The organism is Pseudomonas amygdali (genome assembly GCF_002699855.1).
In the GTDB taxonomy this organism is placed as follows: domain Bacteria; phylum Pseudomonadota; class Gammaproteobacteria; order Pseudomonadales; family Pseudomonadaceae; genus Aquipseudomonas; species Aquipseudomonas amygdali.
On record NZ_LKBW01000201.1, the window covers coordinates 20,861 to 37,239 of the forward strand.

The following is a 16,379-nucleotide window of genomic DNA, read 5'->3' on the forward strand; positions in this document are numbered from 1 at the left end:
ACCTCATAGTCCGGCTTGAGCGGTGTGTGTCGCAGCGCTCGGGAACACGTTGCGTTTGCATACTTTGGCTTCGACTTTCTGCGGTGCCGTGCCTGCTTCCGGTCCCTGGATCTCCAGCGCCAGCAATTGCTGGTTAGCCCAGTCCTCGTCTTCGCGCAGTTCGAACGCGAAGCGTCCGTCAGTATCGGACGTTTCCGGTTTTTCGATTTTCAGATCTTCGTGACGCCCGTTCATGTACCAGAGCCTGGCTTGAAGGACTTTCACCGAAGTATCGTCAAACTTGATATCGATCTGATTGCTGCCGTTGCGGATATCCTTGATGCCATTCTTGCCATTGACCAGCAATTCGTTGGTACCCGGCTTAAGCGTGGTGCTGGCGCTCATGACGGCAGGCTTGCCTTCACAGCCGTTGTCCAGCAGCGCCATCATCTGGCGATAGATGGTCTCCTGATCCAGGCGATACAGCGGCGAGAATTCCCAGATGAGAATCTTCGGCGGACGCTTCTGGAAGTCTTCACTGCCCAGGTACTGCAGCATCGAACCTTCCAGACCACCACCAGGGAACGCTACGTTCAACACGTCGGCACCCATGTATTCCTGCAGGAAGCCAGCGAAGTTGTAGTTCTTGCCGCTGTGACTGGTGCCGACCAGCGTGATCTCCGGGTTGCCGGAATCGCCGAACAGGTCACCGTCGCCCGCCTCACCCTTGGGTTCGGTGGTGAACTGATCCATGTACTGGATCGCGTAGCTGGTGCCGCACAATTGACCCGCCATATTGTGCAAAGTGCCCGTTTTGCCCATGCGTCCGGAAATATGGCTTTCGAACTCACGCTTGGGGATGTCGCTGTAACCCGGAACCTTCTTCACGGTTTCGGCGACGATTTTCGCCGTGCGTTGTGCGCCGTAAGGCGTCCAGTGCTGGTCACCGCGGAAGTAGAAGTCATGCGCCTGCTGCTCGTTGGTCAACGGCGACAGGTCCGGGACCCAGTAACCCATCTTGCTGAAGCGGCCGAGCATGGCCTGATAGTTTTTCAGCGCCTTGTCGTAGTCGAACTTGTCGCGCTCAGCTGGAAACAGCTTGTTGCGATCTACCAGACCACGGGTCGGCTGATACACCACGACCAGTTCGACGCCTTTGCTTTTGAACGCATCGTGCAGTTGTTTCATGCGGCGGTAGCCGGCAGGCGTGGTGTCGAATTCGGTGCGCAGGTCTTCCTGAGTCCGGAACAGCCAGTCGCCCTGAGCCTGGACCAGTGTGGTGAAGTTCTGCTGATAACGCGTGGTGTAGTTTTTCGCGTCATGCGCGGCCGGGCACAGAGAGCAGCAAGGCTCGGCCTTGAACGTCGGCGCTTGCGAGTCGTCTGCCCGAGCGACACCAGCGGCGGCCATCAAGGCGGCGGTGAGGCTGGACAGGCTCAACAGCTTGATCAGATGTGCGTGCATAACAATACCCTTCCTCATTCCCGCAGCTCGGTCTGGCTTTCGACGGGGTCGATCAATACGGCTTTCTTCTGGCGTACCAGCAGGTCGAGGATTTCGTCCTGGCGCTCACCGAGGACGCCGTTGAGGCTGATGCCGACTTCTTTGGTAGGCATCAGCATCGAGACGCGATACAGCTCGACACTCAGTGGCGAGTCAATGGACAGCGGGCCGGAACCATTGCTGGACAGTTCGCCGCCAACCATGATCAGCGAGACCTGAGCGTCGAACGGATCGAGCTCAATGTCGCGGTCGGTGTCGCTCAAGTCCTTGATGTGGCCGTAAACGCCCATCAGGCCGTTGCCCATGGCGACGTTCTCGTACAGCTTGATATTCACGCTGTTACGCACGCGGATACCGTGGCGGCGGTTGGCGATCACGCGATTGCCCCACAGCAGGTTGTTGCCGCTTTCGTACAGGGTGATGCCGTCAGTGTGGTTCTGGTAAATCTCGTTGTAGGCGACGATGTTGCCGACGCTGTTACGGTCCAGAACCACGCCGGACAATTTGTTGTTGTGGCTCTTGTTGCGGAAGATGAAGCTGTTGTCGACTTCCCGGGAAATGATGATCCCGTGCTTCTTCTTGGTCCCGTAAACGTCGTTTTCGGCGATGATCAGACCGTGCGAACGGTCGTGCGGGTCAATGCCGTAAATGATGTTGTCGCGGTAGGTGTTGCCTTTGACCACGAAATCGCGGGTTTCATAGCAGTAGAAGCCGTACCACATGTCCGAGAACTCTGAATCGATGATCCAGCCTGTCGGTTCGGCACGCTTGAGAATCTTCGCGGTGTTGGGTGTGTACTGGGAAATACTGATGCCATAGGACTTGCTCTGGTCGTAGCCCATGCTCGCCATTTTGGTATTGGCGATCCAGGTTTCCGAGCCACCCCAGGTCAACAGAAACGGACGAAACTCGTCAGGCTTGCGATAGGTCGCCAGGCTGTTGCGGGTTTCACTCCAGGCGTTGACCTGAGTGTGGGTGATCAGCATCTTGCCTTCGCTGACGATGAACGAACCTTTTTCCTGAGACAGACGCAATTCCTTGGTCTTGCTGTCGATCTCGAAGATCCCGGTCTCCTTGATCAGAATCGGCAGGCGCGCCACATAGACACCCGGCAACACTTCATTGAGAAACTGCTTGGGGACCTTTTTGGCCAGGTCCTGCAGGCTCACGTAGCCGTCGGAAATCATGATGGCCTGCGGGATGCCGCGCTGACGGTTGACCCATTCGGCCATCTTGTTATCGCCGCCGATGAATTCCTTCAGGCCGGTTTCTTCCATCATCCGCGATACAGTCACCTTACCTGGCTTGTTGCGCACGATCTTTTTCAAGGCGGCTTCTGCGGTATAGCCCTTGAGGTCTGGCAACACCGGCTTGGACATTTCCAAGGGCTCGGTCGGCGGGCTGGTGATGGTGTAGGTCTTGGCCTGGTGCAACTCCTTGACCACCGCCTTCTGTGCATCGGTTACGACAGGGGCGTTAGCCAGCGCCACACCGCTGGCCATCAGCAGAGCGCTGGTCAGCAGTGCGCTTTCGAGCAGGGCATGCGGCCAGCTTCGGCTACGCCCATTGCTTGTATGACTGTTCATCTCTGGCACTCCTTTGGCGGTTCGCATCAAAAGCGCCAGATGACGTCGACAACAGCGCGGTGCATGTATTCATCCACGCCGTTGTGATACGCATCGCCGGGCTTGAAGACACCTGCGCGCAAGCGCACCAGTGCCGAAGGTTCGTCGAACGACTGGCTGTGCGAGGCGGGCAGCAGGCCTTGTTTGAAGTACTTGGTCACGACCAGGTCCATTTCCTGACCCAGGTCCTTGCGCCCGTCTTCCAGCGGCAGCGAACTGAACGTGTTGCTGTTGCCGTTTTCACGCACTGCATTGATACCCGAGCCGCCAATACCGGTGTTGCCGTCCACTCGACGGAACTTGTGGTAGATCAGCGACGCATCGTATTCCTCGTTCATCTGCCAGGAGGCGAACAGCGAGCCGCTTTCCACGTTGGCCATTTCGCCCTGGAACGCTTCGCCGAAACGATGGATGCGCGAACGCGTGCCGGTCCAGTTCGAGCGGTTGCTCTCCAGACCGTTCTGGACGTAATCCTTGCTGGCGCGCGAGTAAGCCGCACCGACTTGCCATTGCGGGTCAAGACGCAGACGCAGACCCAGGTCAGTGGCCCAGCCATTCATGTCGCGGTCGTTTTTCTCGCCGGCGATGAACTGATCGTTGCCTGCGGAAGTCACGCCGATTTCGTCGCGTGTACCGTTCAGCCAGGTCAGGCTGCCCCAGTAATTGAGCGGGGTGGTGTTGCGATAGTTGTAGGCATCGCTGTCGGCTTGCAGACCCAGCCAGGTCAGATTGCCGTTGGACGTCTTGTCCAGATCATCCAGTTGCTCGCCCTGAGACTTGAGCTTGCCGTCGTCATGGCTGTAATGAGCGCGCACGCCTGCCCAATGGCCGGGGGTCCACTGGTAGCTGGCGGAACCGAACAGGTGCTTGCGTTCTTCGTCGTCGGGTGCCAGTTCGGTCAGGTCGGTGCGGTATTCGCTGAAGCGCTGGGCGGCACCCAGTTCGGCACGCAGCAAGGTGGTATCGAAGTTCCAGTTGATGGCCTCGATATTGGTGTCATGCCACTGACCATCGTCGTTGCGCAGACGCTGACGACCCACTTTGAGGATTTCGCCGGGGTAGGGCGTGAAGCCACTGTAGCCGATCCAGAATTCACGCAGCGCAGCATAGGACTTGTCGACTTCGCGTTCGCTGGCAGTGCCACGGGAGGTTTGCGTGCCGCTGCCGTCGCTGTTGCTCTGCTCCAGCGGGTCGGTCTGAATGGTGTCGGTGGCGGTGACCACCTGGCCCATGGCATAACCGCTCCAGTTGCCGCGCTCACCATAGACCCAAGGGCGCAGGTCCAGGCCCACACCGTTTACGTCGCCGCCCGAACGGGTGCCCAGATCGCGATCATCCTCGGCCTGTGCCGTGGCTTTCACTTCGATACCGAAATTCTGTTCTTCGGTCAGCGCTGCCAGCGTCGGGCAGGCCCACAACAGGGTGAAGCCAAGGCCCATGCCAGCAGCCATCAGGGGATTCAACTTCATAATGCTTCCTCACCGTCTTTTTCTTCTTGCAGGGCCTGCATCGCCATCGCGTTCTGAGTAGCGGTAGCGCCCCGGACTTTTTGCTCGCGTGCCAACAGGTCTTTGGCGGTGGCGAGCTTTTCAGGCGGCAGTTGTGTATTGAGGGCCTCGACAAGCTCGGTCGCTTGCGGGGTCTGACTGGCCAGCGCCAGTTGCGCGAACACCCAGGCGTTGACCGGGTCGGGCATCGTGCCCTTGCCCTGCGAGAACAGTTGCGCGAGGGCGAAATCTGCGCTGTTCTGGCCACCACGGGCTGCGGTCAGCAACTCGTCCACGGCTTTTTGCGAGTACACCTGACCGAGGTAGCCACGGCGGTAGATCTGACCCAGGTAGTAATGGGCGGAAATCTCCGTTGCTGTGGCTTTCTTCAGGTGCTCCTCGGCCTTGAAGGCATCGGGCGTGACCCATTTGCCTTCGTAGTACAGGCGTCCAAGCAGCAGCTCGGCGCGAGGCTGGTCCGCCGCGCGGCCGTTGTTCAGGTATTCCATCATCTTGTTGACGTCGCCCAGTTCGGGGAAGTCGTAAAGCAGTTTGGCCAGCGTGACCCACGAGACCGGGTAGCCAGGCGCAACGCTTTCCAGCAATTGCTGAGCGGTCTTTTCGTCTGGCGTACCGATGGTGGAGTCACCCAGTACGCGCGCGACGCTGTCCACTCGTTGAGCATTGACGCGGCCAGCGGCGTAGTCGCTCTTGAGCTTTTCGATCAAGGCCGTGCGCTGCTCGGCCTGGCCGCGTGTCTGGTAGACAGTAGCCAGCTCGACGTAGCAGATATCCGTGGCTGACAGTGCCTGTTTGCAGATGCTCTCGACCTCATCGAGGTGTTGAGCATAAGTGCCTTGCGTGCGATACAGCAGCACCTGAGCCAGACCTGCCTCCGGATAACCGGCAGCGCGCCACTCACTGATCTTCTGTTGCGCATTCACTTCAGGGAAGGTGTGCGGGTATTGCAGATACAGCATCGCCAGCGGGATCAGGGTGCCGGATTCGCCATTGGCGAAGGCCTTTTTCAGCAGGCCTTCGGCTTCGCGATGTTCGGCTTCGGTAGCGTCGGGCTTGGCCGCCAGCAGACGGCCCAGGCGCGACTGCGCCCGAGGGGAGGTCTGCGCGGCAGCGCGGTAGGTAGCCTCGGCCTGCTTGAGCTGAGCCGGGTCGCGAGTCGCGACCTGAATATCAGCAAGGCCGACTTGCGCGTCGCTGTAGCCCAGGTCCGCCAGCTGCCGATAGTTCTGCTCCGCCAATGCAGTGTCGCCGTTTTTCAGGGCTTCATTGGCAAGGCGTTGATCAGGCAGGCCGGCACAGCCGCTCAGGCCGAGCGCGACGGCGAGGCTCAGTAGCGTGGGGGTCGACAGGCGTCGTAGTGGGCTGTTCATGGTTACAGACCCGCAGCCATTGCTTTATCGATCAGCCAGTTCACGGACGGGCCGCGATCGCTGGCCACTTCGACAGGGCGACCGGCAAGCGAGCTGCTCAGGCTTTCGTCAGGCTTGATCTGCACGCGGATGTCAGTGGACAGGTCGGCGTCGCTGAGGTTGGTGCTGCTGACGATCTGACCAGTGCGCAGTTTGTCTTCGCCAGCGATCTGGAAGCTGACACGTGTGCCTGGCTTGACGTCGTTGAACTGGCGATAGGTGAAGCGAGCTTCAACAGTGACCGGCGCGTTGCGTGGCACCAGTTGGAAGATCACCTGACCCTTGGACGCGAACTGACCGTCGGCAACCAGTTGGCGAGCCACGACGCAATCGCACGGGCTAGTCATTGTGCCGCTCATCTGCTTGCCATACAGCTCTTCGATCTTGGCGGGCTGCAGGTCTTCACCGGTCAGGCTGCCTTTGAGCATTTCCAGCATGCTGGTGTTGAAGGTTGCCAGTGGCGCACCTTTGGCGGCTTCGCCATTCTGGGCGACCAGGCTTTGTACGGTACCTTCACGTGGCATGGTCACGTCCATGCTTGGAATGGTGACCAGACCGGCCGATGCATGGCTGACGAAGTACAGGCCGTAGATTGTCTTGAAGATGAAGCCGAAAGCGGCCAGACCGACAATGAACACGCCCAGGCTGAAGGTCACGGCGCGCAGGCGACCCATGGCGCTCATGCCGCTGTCCTTGCCCTTGACCTTGCGTGCCTTGGTGAAGTTGTCGCGCTGCAGCGTGGCCAGCACTTCGCCCAGGGTGACGACTTCGCCGGACAGGTGCGAGGTGATCAGGTGGCGCAGGGTAGCGATGTCCTGAGGTTCCAGATTCTGGAACTGGCAACCGATGCGGTTGCTGGCGTTGTCGATCGAGCGCACCTGCAGATCGACGTCCATGGCCAGGCCAAGGTTGTCGATGATGAATTGCAGACGTCCCTTGACGATCTGCCCTTCGCTGAATTTCTGCCCGGACGGAGCAACGAAGCTCAGGCCACCGGCTGACAGGTCTTCGATACGTACCAGTGGCGCGTTGGGCTGATCATTCAGCAGGCGCAGCTTGGCAGGGATCTTGATCCGCGCGTGTTGGCGCTGGGCTTCGGATTCATGTACGACGTTCGCATTCACGGCTGTATTCATGGCTAATTTTCCTACTTAAGCGATTAATCCGTTGGCCCGGTCAAACCATCGTCAACAGCACAGCGACGAAGATGGTGCCAGCCGAGAAAGTCATGGTTCGGGACGACCACGTGTTGAACCAGCCTTGAAAGCTGGCCATGTCGCGGCTCAGTTTGGTGTCCTGGCGTGTCCAGGACTGGCGGTCCAGCCGGAAGAAGACATAGATCTTCATCAGCGCGCCGACGATCTGGTTGTAATAGAGAATGATCGGGTAGGCAGGCCCGATTCTGTGTCCCGAAAGGGACAGCAGCAGGGTGAGGATCAGACGGGTCATGCCGATCCACAGCAGATACATCAACAGGAACGCGCCGCCATACTTGAAGCTGGCGATCAGGGCGACGGTCAGACCGAGGATGGAGGTCCACATCGACACCCGCTGGTCGAACAGTACGATGCTGGTGAAAATCTCCAGGCGACGTACGCCCAGACCCAGTGCACGCGAGTTCTGACGAAGGTTGTTGCCGTACCAGCGATACATCAGCTTGCGGCTGGCCTTCAGGAAGCTCTTTTCGGGCGGGTGTTCCACGGTGTTGATCGCTGCGTCCGGCACGTAGAACGTGTCGTACCCCAGGCGCATCAGGCTGAACCAGCTGGACTTGTCGTCGCCGGTCAGGAAGCGGAAGGTGCCCAGACGCCAGTGATTGAGCGAGTCGCTTTCCACGTCGGCAATGAACTCGGGGTCGGTTACCACGGTTGCGCGGAACACCGACATGCGACCGGTCATGGTCAATACGCGTTTGGACAGGGCCATCGAGCACATGTTGATGTGACGCTGAGCGAAACGCAGCTTGTGCCACTCGCTCATGATGTAGCCGCCACGTACTTCGCAGAACTCGTTGGTGGTCAGGCCGCCGACATTGTCGAACAGCTGGAACCACGGCACGGTCTTGGCGACCACACCTTCGTTGAGCACGGTGTCGCCGTCGATCACTGCAACCACGGCACGGCTGTCAGGCAAGTGACGCGAGATGGCGCGGAAGCCATAGGCCAGACCATCGCGCTTGCCTGTGCCCGGAATGCGTACGAAGTCCAGCTTGACGCGCTCCGGCGGGTTGAACTTCGCCCACATGCTCTTGACCAGCAGCTCATCGGACATTTCCACCAGCGAGCAGACGATAGTCGTCGGCAGGCCGCAGTCGATGGCTTCGCGGATAACCGAGTTGTAGACCTGTGCGGTGGTCAGCGCGTCGATGCGGAAACTGGTGACCATCAGAAACACATGGGACGGGTCTGCTGCACTGCCCAGCTTGCGAACCTTGCGGCGCAAGTGCGGGTAGACGATGTACAGGAAAATCATCCCGCGTACGAAGTGCGTGATTCCCATCGAGTAGCGCCAGATACCAACGGCGCCAATCAGGAATATAAAGTTCTTCGACTGTGAGTCGAAGATACTGGTAGGCAATGCCGCGGCAAGGCCCATGAGTAAACTTAAATAGAACAGCCAACCTGCGGCCTGTAACAGGCCGTGCTTGAGCCTCTGCATAATCGTATCCCTAAGTCAGTTGCGAGCCTCAAGCCCCAGGCTGCAAGCACATTGCTTGAGCCTGTGGCCTGGAGCCTGGCGCTTGTGGCTTGCGGCTGATTTACCAGCAGATACCTTCGGCGCGACCGTCTTCGCTGGTGGCGTTGGTCATGAAACCCACCAGATCGATGACGCGCTTGCCTTCGGGAGTCTTGTTGGCGAGGGCGCGGAAACGCTCATCGCGGTTGCCAAGGATGATCACGTCAGAGTCGTTGATGACCTGATCGAAGTCCGAATTCAGCAGCGACGATACGTGCGGAATCTTGGATTCGATGTAGTCCTTGTTGGCACCGTGAACGCGTGCATATTCGACGTTGCTGTCGAAGATGCTCAGGTCGAAGCCCTTACCGATCAGCATTTCGGCCAGTTCTACCAGCGGGCTTTCGCGCAGGTCGTCAGTACCTGCCTTGAAGCTCAGGCCCAACAGTGCAACCTTGCGGGTGTCGTAGCTGGCAACCATGTCGAAAGCGTTCTGCACTTGCGAGGTGTTGCTGCGCATCAGCGAGTTGAGCAACGGCGCTTCGACATCCAGGCTGCTGGCGCGGTAGGTCAGGGCGCGAACGTCTTTTGGCAGGCAGGAGCCGCCGAATGCGAAGCCTGGGCGCATGTAGTACTGGGACAGGTTCAGCGCCTTGTCCTGGCAGACCACGTCCATCACTTCACGACCATCGACGCCGACGGCCTTGGCAATATTGCCGATTTCGTTGGCGAAAGTAACCTTGGTGGCGTGCCACACGTTGCAGGTGTACTTGATCATTTCGGCAACGGCGATGTCCTTACGGATGATCGGTGCGTCGAGTTCTTCGTACAGCGATTGCAGTACGTCGCCCGAGGCTTTATCGAACTCGCCGATCACGGTCATTGGCGGCAGATCGTAGTCCTTGATTGCGGTACTTTCACGCAGGAACTCAGGGTTTACGGCGACACCGAAATCAACACCGGCCTTTTTGCCGGAGCAGTCTTCCAGAATCGGGATGACCACGTTGGCAACCGTGCCTGGCAACACAGTACTGCGAACAACGATCGTGTGGCGGGTGGCTTTGTCACGCAGGACATAGCCGATTTCGCGGCATACCGACTCGATGTAATCGAGTTCCAGATCGCCGTTCTTCTTGCTCGGCGTACCGACACAGATCATCGACAGGTCAGTGGCGCGAATGGCTTCGGCGAAGTCGGTAGTGCCGCGCAGTTTTCCGGTACTGATACCTTTCTGCAGCAGCTCTTCCAGACCCGGTTCAACGATAGGTGATTTGCCGTTGTTGATCAGATCGATCTTGGTGCTGGAAATATCCACACCAACTACATCGTGACCGCGGGCAGACAGGCAACCGGCACAGACTGCACCGACATAACCCAAACCAAATATGCTGATACGCATCGTATTCTCCTCGATTTTTCACGCCATAAATTGGCTGGATATTAATTTTGGCCAGCAGATGTCACGCGCCATCCTTTACGGCTAACAACGCCGTGGAACTAACGCAGGCATATTTAATGAGTGAGTGCCCAAATAGGTGAGGCGAACTCAAATGACACTAAGTACAAGCGGCAAGTGACCTGTCCGGTGGGCAGGGCCCTGCTCTCCTTGGATGCAGTAAACCACTCCTGTTTGACGATTGACGGCGGACCTCGTTCGGAAAGCCTCTGACTAGAGCCTTGGCTGACCTTGTCGAATCCTGCGCATCACACCTGTTGGGCGCTTCGCCTGTCTACAACATCAACTAGTGATGTGAGTTTAGTTCTGGTACCTGACGCCAGCGTTACATGAACCTGGCTTCCCTGTCGGTAACTTCCCATTTTTCCAGTCGACCTGTAAGTGATCTCTTACACGTCAGCCCAGAATTGTTACGGGATGTAGGAGCGTAGGAATTCGCATTTAGTTCCGGGCCACTCGTCCTGATTTGCGGATTTTGCTGTATCCAGTTTGTGACAGGGGCAGTATCGCGGTGATGGCGTTTTTCTTAAAAGCCTTATTGCGCGGGGATTTCAGCGGGGTAGATATGAAAGTGCTACTACTGCAAAAAGTCAAAAAGCCACTACGTAAAAAAGTGGATTTTTTTTGATGAAAAAATCAGGCGAGATTGCGTCGTCGAAAAGTTGACGTTTATCTGGCGTCACGATGTTGGCATTTGCTGTTGGATCGTAGGACAGGTCGTGTAACAGCGATGCGTTACACGACGGTTACAGTGTCTAGTCTTCTACGACGTTGCGCAAAAACACCAACTTGTCGCGCGTCGATTGCTCACGGTTATAACGATAGCCCTGAACATCGAACGCCTGTAACGCTTCGGGGCTGTTGATACGTTCCTCAATGACGAAACGGCTCATCATGCCGCGCGCTTTCTTGGCATAGAAGCTGATGATCTTGTACTGACCGTTCTTGAAGTCCTTGAACTCGGTGTCAATGATCCGGGCTTTGAGCGCTGAACGTTTGACCGCAGAAAAGTACTCGGTAGACGCAAGATTGAGCAGCAGGTCGTCGCCCTGGGCTGCCAGCGCTTCATTCAACCATTCGCTGATCTGCGTGCCCCAGAACGCGTAGAGATCCTTGCCGCGAGCGTTTGCCAGTCGCGTCCCCATTTCCAGGCGATAGGGCTGCATCAGGTCCAGCGGGCGCAGCAGCCCATAAAGGCCGGACAGCATGCGCAGGTGATCCTGTGCATAGTCGAGCTGCGCGTCGCTTAGTGTTTCGGCTTGCAGGCCGGTATACACATCGCCCTTGAAGGCCAGCAGCGCCTGCTTGGCATTGTCGAGCGTGAAGGCCGGGTTCCAGCTTCCGAAGCGTGCCGCGTTCAGCCCGGCAAGCTTGTCGGACAGGTGCATCAGTTCGCTGATCTGCGCTGGCGTCAGTTCACGCAGTTGGGTGATCAACTCCTGAGAGTGATCCAGATACTGCGGCTGAGTGAAGCGTCCGGTAGTGGGCGGGGTCTCGAAATCGAGGGTTTTTGCCGGGGAAATCACCATCAGCATGAAGTCGTCTCCTTTGATCGTCCGGGGATTCTAGGGGCTGATGGCCCACGACTCCAGCTATGGTGGCGATAGAGTCAGGCCGTGTGTGCCAAGTCAGCATGCCATGCGGCTTTGTATGCGCTCCGACATAAGAAGCCAGGCTCATATCAGCTATAGTGGCGCGCTGGTCATGATGTTAATGGTTGATCGAGAGGGCATCGGGTTTGCGTATTGTTTTAGCAGTGTGTGCAGGTCTGTTCTGGCTCCAGGCGCAGGCGGCAGTGCCGGTCACTGCCACCATAGACCGCATTGTGTGGCCCGAGCGCCTTGAAACGCCGGGGTTGTTCGACGTCGCGTCGCGCGCGGAAATCCTCGCCTTTGCCCACGAACTGTACCTCAGCGAGAAGCTGGACGAGGAAGGGCTCAAGCAGCGCCTCGGCCTGCGCTTCGTCAACGTGCCTTCGTTGAACGTGGTCCGCCATCGTCTGTGGCTGCGCTTGCTGGAAAACTATCAGAATGCTCAAAAGAGCTGCGAGCAGGATGCCAACTTCTGCGTGCTGGTCGAGGACATGGACCAGTTACGTCAGCGCGCTGAAGAGTTTCAGGTGTCGAACGACTCGTTCTACGCCAACTGGGCCAGACCCGGCGCCGTGTTCCATCAGCGTTATTTGAACGAGCTGCTATTCATGGCTGCCTTGTTCCCGCAGACCAGCAGCGAGATCGAGCGCTACAACTCTGATGAGATGAGTGGCGACGAGATGCCGGACCGCACCTTCATGCTCAATTTCGAAAGCGGCCCGAGCCCGGTCGATGGCGGAACCGACTGGTTGGCCGACTTCATGCGTCAGCAGAAGATGACCGCCACCTTCTTTGTGCTGGGCAAAAGCCTCCAGGAACGCCTCGACAACACATCGACCACAAGCTTGCAGGCGCTGTATCGCCAGCAGTGCGTGGGCATTCAAGGGTGGGAGTATCGTTCGCATAGCCAGTGGCTGGACTGGCAGGGTTCAGTGCAACGCAGTGCGGCACTGGTTCAGCGTGTGCTGCCGGATAATTTCGTGCCGCTGTTTCGCCCGCCTTACGGCCATCGGCGGGCCGACAGCGGCGACTTCTTCCGCGCCGAGCATTTACGCGTGTCATTGTGGAACATCGATGCCGAGGACAATACCGGGCGGCTTTCGGCAGAGCAGGTTGGCGACCGCGTACTAACCCTCATGCTGCTCTGGCGCAAGGGCACGGTGGTCTTCCACGACGTGGCCAACAAGGCGCAGTCTGCACTGCCATTGCTGCTGGCCAACACCGCGCAAAGCGATTTGATCTGGGACGATTGCCGGAATATCTCTGAAAGCCCCGTAGAACAAGGGCCGCAGAGCAGTGAAGAGGCTGCGCCCGAGGGGGAATGAAGGCAGATTCGGCGTGGGCGGACTTCCGACTTTAAACGTGCTGTGTACGTCCGCCAAGCTCTATTCGTCAGGCTGTGAAATAAACTTCAAAAAACTGTCAAAGAGCTTTTTTCTGTCATCCCTTTTGCTGTATTACGAATACAGACCGCCGAAACCTGCAACACAGGTGGCGTCTTCCAAGACCCACCTTGAGCGAAATTTCTCCCCTGCCTGAAGGGAAGAATCCGGCGGCCTTTTCGTGGCGCAGTACTGTCGTGGTTCTGCGTCGCCCGGCTTCTAAAAAGGTGAGCGAGTATGGATGACCACGGACGCACCCCTTCCACTAACCAGCCAATCCTTTACGTGCTCGATACCAACGTATTGATCCATGATCCAAACGCACTGCTGAATTTCGAAGAACACCACGTCGCCATCCCCATGACGGTTCTGGAGGAACTGGACAAACTCAAGGCCGGTAAACATTCGGTTGCTGCCGAGTGTCGCCAGGCCATCCGCCTGATCGACAAGACCCTCGGCGAGGCTAACCCTGAAGAAGTTGAAAAGGGCGTGCCGATTGACCGCGGGACCGGTGTTTTCAAAGGTTTTCTGTCGATTTTGATGAGCAAGCGCGAGGAACCCAACAGCCTGCTGCCCGAGCACCTCAACGACAACATCATTATCAACCAATTGATCGACCTGCATGCGCGCAACAAGGACTTGAGCGTGGTGCTGGTGACCAAAGACATTAACATGCGCCTCAAGGCGCGCGCCTGCGGCATTGCGGCCGAAGATTACAGCACCGACCAGCTGGTCGACGACGTTTCGCTGTTGTCGCGTGGCTACCACGACATGACCGGTTCGTTCTGGGACCGTGTCAACAGGGTCGACACCCGTCAGGAGCGTGGCCGTACCTGGCACCGCGTGCAGCTCAATGAAATGCTGCCTGCGGTTCATATCAACGAGTTTATTGTCGATGAACAGGGCTTCGTAGGCTGGATCAAGGGCGTCAAGAAAGACGAACTGCTGATTCTGGATATGCATCAGGAGCCACTGCTGCATCAGGAGGCCTGGGGCCTGAAACCGCGTGATATCTATCAGGGGCTGGCGTTGTTCGCACTGCTCGACCCGGATATTCACCTGGTCAACCTGTCCGGTGCCGCTGGTTCGGGTAAAACCATTCTGGCGTTGGCGGCTGCCATCGAGCAGACCATGGTCACCAAGCGTTATCGGCGCATCATCGCTACCCGTAGCGTTCAGGGCCTGGATCAGGAGATTGGCTTCCTGCCCGGCACCGAGGCGGAAAAGATGGAGCCTTGGCTTGGCGCGATCACCGACAACCTTGAAGCCCTGCACATGGATGATGAAAACACTCATGGCAGTGTCGACTACATCCTCAGCAAGGTGCCGTTGCAGTTCAAATCCCTCAACTACATTCGAGGTCGCAGCTTCCAGCAAAGCCTGATTCTGATCGATGAATGCCAGAACCTGACCCCGCACCAGATGAAAACCATCATCACCCGTGTCGGCGCCGGTTCCAAAGTGGTCTGCCTGGGCAACCTGGCGCAGATCGACACCCCTTACCTGTCAGCCACCAGTTCCGGGCTGACCTACCTGACGGAGCGCTTCAAGGACTTCCCTAACGGCGTGCATATCACCTTGCAAGGCGTGCCACGCTCGATACTGGCCGAATACGCGGAGAGTCATCTTTAGCTGAAAAGCAGCTGTAAGCTTCAAGCTATTAGCTTCAAGTGGGGGACTTCGGTGTACGAGAGCCCTCACTTGCAGCTTTTGATTATCGCGCCCATGCGCCAAGCTTATCGTCACACACAAGTTCGCTTCTGGCCGAAAGGCGTAGGAGCGAACTTGTTCGCGAAAGCTATATTGTGGGCGATAAATCATTTGTGCATGTACAGCCCTCTTCGCGAACTTGTTCGCTCCTACGCCCTCCGGGCAGAAGCCAGGATTTTCGTACGCTTTAAAACCTGTGTATAACGCCGGGCACTTTCAGCTTGTAGCTTGTAGCTTGCAGCTTGCAGCTGCCACACTTCTTGCTTCTGCCAAGGAGTAACGTTGTGCTCACTCATCTCGATTCCCAAGGGCGCGCCAATATGGTCGACGTTACGGATAAAGCCGTGACGTCCCGTGAGGCGGTGGCCGAAGCAGTGGTGCGTATGCTGCCCACCACGCTGCAAATGATTGTCAGCGGCGGTCATCCCAAAGGGGATGTATTTGCTGTCGCACGCATTGCCGGCATTCAGGCGGCAAAGAAAACCAGTGATCTTATCCCGCTCTGCCATCCATTGATGCTCACCAGCATCAAGGTTCACCTCGCCGCTGACGGCGATGATGCGGTGCGTATTACCGCGAGCTGCAAGCTGGCCGGGCAGACCGGTGTGGAAATGGAAGCCCTGACCGCTGCCAGCATTGCGGCGCTGACAATTTACGATGTGTGCAAGGCGGTCGATCGCGGCATGGTCATCGAGTCGGTTCGGCTGCTGGAAAAGCTCGGCGGCAAGAGCGGTCACTTCATTGCCGATCAGACACAGGTATCACCATGAAGATCCAGGTTCAGTATTTTGCCCGCTACCGTGAAGTCCTGGGCTTGGACAGCGAGTCTGTCGAAGGCGAGTTCGCCACGCTGGACACGCTGCGCCAAGCGCTGTTGCAGCGTGGCGAGGCCTGGCAGGTCCTTGCCGAGCAGAACCTGATGTGTGCCCGCAACCAGGAACTGTGCAAGCCGACCGAGCCGCTGTCTGATGGTGATGAAGTCGCATTCTTTCCGCCCGTGACCGGAGGCTGAACATGACCATTCGCGTTCAGGCTGCGGCGTTCGACCCCGGCAATGAAGTCAACGCGTTGCATGCGGCCAACCTCGGCATCGGCGCGGTGGTCAGTTTTGTCGGCTATGTGCGGGACTTCAACGAGGGTCGCGAGGTGTCAGGCATGTTTCTGGAGCATTATCCGGGCATGACCGAAAAGGCACTGGCAAAAATCGTTACCGAGGCCGAACAGCGCTGGCCGTTGCTGCGTGTCGATGTGCTGCATCGGGTGGGAGCGCTGGAGCCCGGCGAGCCGATAGTATTCGTGGGCGTTGCCAGCGCTCACCGGCAGGCAGCGTTCGAAGCCTGCGATTTCGTCATGGACTACCTCAAGACCCGCGCGCCGTTCTGGAAGAAGGAAAAGACTTCCGAGGGACCGCAGTGGGTTGAAGGCCGCGATAGCGATCAGGCAGCAGCCCGGCGCTGGTAGTCGTTGGTCGTTGCGCCCATCTTTTTCCCTGAAAGTCTGACCTTCCGCTTTTTATATCGTCTATTTGCATCTTTCTTG

Annotated in this window: 13 protein-coding genes; 5 read left to right on the plus strand and 8 right to left on the minus strand. The window is 57.8% G+C overall.

The genetic code is table 11. The annotated features are described in order from the left end of the window. Nucleotides 1-3 precede the first annotated feature (3 nt). The 8 genes from AO277_RS13980 to yaaA form a co-directional block, all read right to left on the minus strand. Complete coding sequence (locus AO277_RS13980; protein WP_044318221.1) at nt 4-1,443, minus strand: alginate O-acetyltransferase AlgX-related protein; 1,440 nt, start codon at nt 1,441-1,443, stop codon at nt 4-6. A gap of 14 nt (nt 1,444-1,457) precedes the next feature. Continuing rightward, on the minus strand, nt 1,458-3,068 hold the full coding sequence (gene algG / locus AO277_RS13985) for a mannuronan 5-epimerase AlgG (RefSeq protein ID WP_044318220.1): 1,611 nt from the start codon (nt 3,066-3,068) through the stop codon (nt 1,458-1,460). A gap of 26 nt (nt 3,069-3,094) precedes the next feature. Beyond that, nucleotides 3,095-4,576 (minus strand): alginate export family protein, encoded by a 1,482-nt coding sequence (locus AO277_RS13990; protein ID WP_044318219.1) that lies wholly within the window; start codon nt 4,574-4,576, stop codon nt 3,095-3,097. Continuing rightward, nucleotides 4,573-5,985, minus strand: a complete 1,413-nt coding sequence (algK, locus tag AO277_RS13995) for an alginate biosynthesis TPR repeat lipoprotein AlgK (protein ID WP_044318218.1) — start codon at nt 5,983-5,985, stop codon at nt 4,573-4,575. The genes AO277_RS13990 and algK overlap by 4 nt, the downstream gene beginning before the upstream one ends. Before the next feature lie 2 nt (nt 5,986-5,987). Beyond that, entirely contained in the window at nt 5,988-7,160 is a 1,173-nt protein-coding gene (locus AO277_RS14000; RefSeq protein ID WP_044318217.1) for an alginate biosynthesis protein Alg44, read from the minus strand. Between the two features lie 40 nt (nt 7,161-7,200). After that, nucleotides 7,201-8,682: a mannuronan synthase gene (gene alg8, locus AO277_RS14005; RefSeq protein ID WP_044318216.1), complete on the minus strand. Its 1,482-nt coding sequence runs from the start codon at nt 8,680-8,682 to the stop codon at nt 7,201-7,203. 100 nt (nt 8,683-8,782) lie between these two features. Next, nucleotides 8,783-10,099 (minus strand): nucleotide sugar dehydrogenase, encoded by a 1,317-nt coding sequence (locus AO277_RS14010; RefSeq protein WP_002552256.1) that lies wholly within the window; start codon nt 10,097-10,099, stop codon nt 8,783-8,785. Nucleotides 10,100-10,911: 812 nt separating this feature from the next. Beyond that, a complete protein-coding gene (yaaA, locus tag AO277_RS14015; RefSeq protein ID WP_002552257.1) occupies nt 10,912-11,691 on the minus strand; it encodes a peroxide stress protein YaaA in 780 nt (259 codons plus the stop codon). Nucleotides 11,692-11,894: 203 nt separating this feature from the next. On the opposite strand from yaaA, the gene AO277_RS14020 reads away from it, so the two are divergent. From AO277_RS14020 to moaE, 5 genes are all read left to right on the plus strand, one after another. After that, nucleotides 11,895-13,073: a polysaccharide deacetylase family protein gene (locus AO277_RS14020; protein ID WP_044318233.1), complete on the plus strand. Its 1,179-nt coding sequence runs from the start codon at nt 11,895-11,897 to the stop codon at nt 13,071-13,073. Between the two features lie 294 nt (nt 13,074-13,367). Continuing rightward, on the plus strand, nt 13,368-14,762 hold the full coding sequence (locus AO277_RS14025; protein ID WP_044318215.1) for a PhoH family protein: 1,395 nt from the start codon (nt 13,368-13,370) through the stop codon (nt 14,760-14,762). Nucleotides 14,763-15,124: 362 nt separating this feature from the next. Beyond that, nucleotides 15,125-15,610: a cyclic pyranopterin monophosphate synthase MoaC gene (gene moaC, locus AO277_RS14030; RefSeq protein WP_044318214.1), complete on the plus strand. Its 486-nt coding sequence runs from the start codon at nt 15,125-15,127 to the stop codon at nt 15,608-15,610. Further along, the gene (moaD, locus tag AO277_RS14035) at nt 15,607-15,852 is read left to right on the plus strand and encodes a molybdopterin converting factor subunit 1 (RefSeq protein ID WP_002552261.1); all 246 of its coding nucleotides are present in this window, start codon (nt 15,607-15,609) and stop codon (nt 15,850-15,852) included. The genes moaC and moaD overlap by 4 nt, the downstream gene beginning before the upstream one ends. 2 nt (nt 15,853-15,854) lie before the next feature. Beyond that, a complete protein-coding gene (gene moaE / locus AO277_RS14040) occupies nt 15,855-16,301 on the plus strand; it encodes a molybdopterin synthase catalytic subunit MoaE (protein WP_002552262.1) in 447 nt (148 codons plus the stop codon). Nucleotides 16,302-16,379 lie beyond the last annotated feature (78 nt).

Coding starts and splice junctions, on each gene's coding strand:
- AO277_RS13980 (WP_044318221.1), bottom strand. CDS start 1,443: ATGCACGCACATCTGATCAAGCTGTTGAGCCTGTCCAGCCTCACCGCC.
- algG (WP_044318220.1), bottom strand. CDS start 3,068: ATGAACAGTCATACAAGCAATGGGCGTAGCCGAAGCTGGCCGCATGCC.
- AO277_RS13990 (WP_044318219.1), bottom strand. CDS start 4,576: ATGAAGTTGAATCCCCTGATGGCTGCTGGCATGGGCCTTGGCTTCACC.
- algK (WP_044318218.1), bottom strand. CDS start 5,985: ATGAACAGCCCACTACGACGCCTGTCGACCCCCACGCTACTGAGCCTC.
- AO277_RS14000 (WP_044318217.1), bottom strand. CDS start 7,160: ATGAATACAGCCGTGAATGCGAACGTCGTACATGAATCCGAAGCCCAG.
- alg8 (WP_044318216.1), bottom strand. CDS start 8,682: ATGCAGAGGCTCAAGCACGGCCTGTTACAGGCCGCAGGTTGGCTGTTC.
- AO277_RS14010 (WP_002552256.1), bottom strand. CDS start 10,099: ATGCGTATCAGCATATTTGGTTTGGGTTATGTCGGTGCAGTCTGTGCC.
- yaaA (WP_002552257.1), bottom strand. CDS start 11,691: ATGCTGATGGTGATTTCCCCGGCAAAAACCCTCGATTTCGAGACCCCG.
- AO277_RS14025 (WP_044318215.1), top strand. CDS start 13,368: ATGGATGACCACGGACGCACCCCTTCCACTAACCAGCCAATCCTTTAC.
- moaD (WP_002552261.1), top strand. CDS start 15,607: ATGAAGATCCAGGTTCAGTATTTTGCCCGCTACCGTGAAGTCCTGGGC.
- moaE (WP_002552262.1), top strand. CDS start 15,855: ATGACCATTCGCGTTCAGGCTGCGGCGTTCGACCCCGGCAATGAAGTC.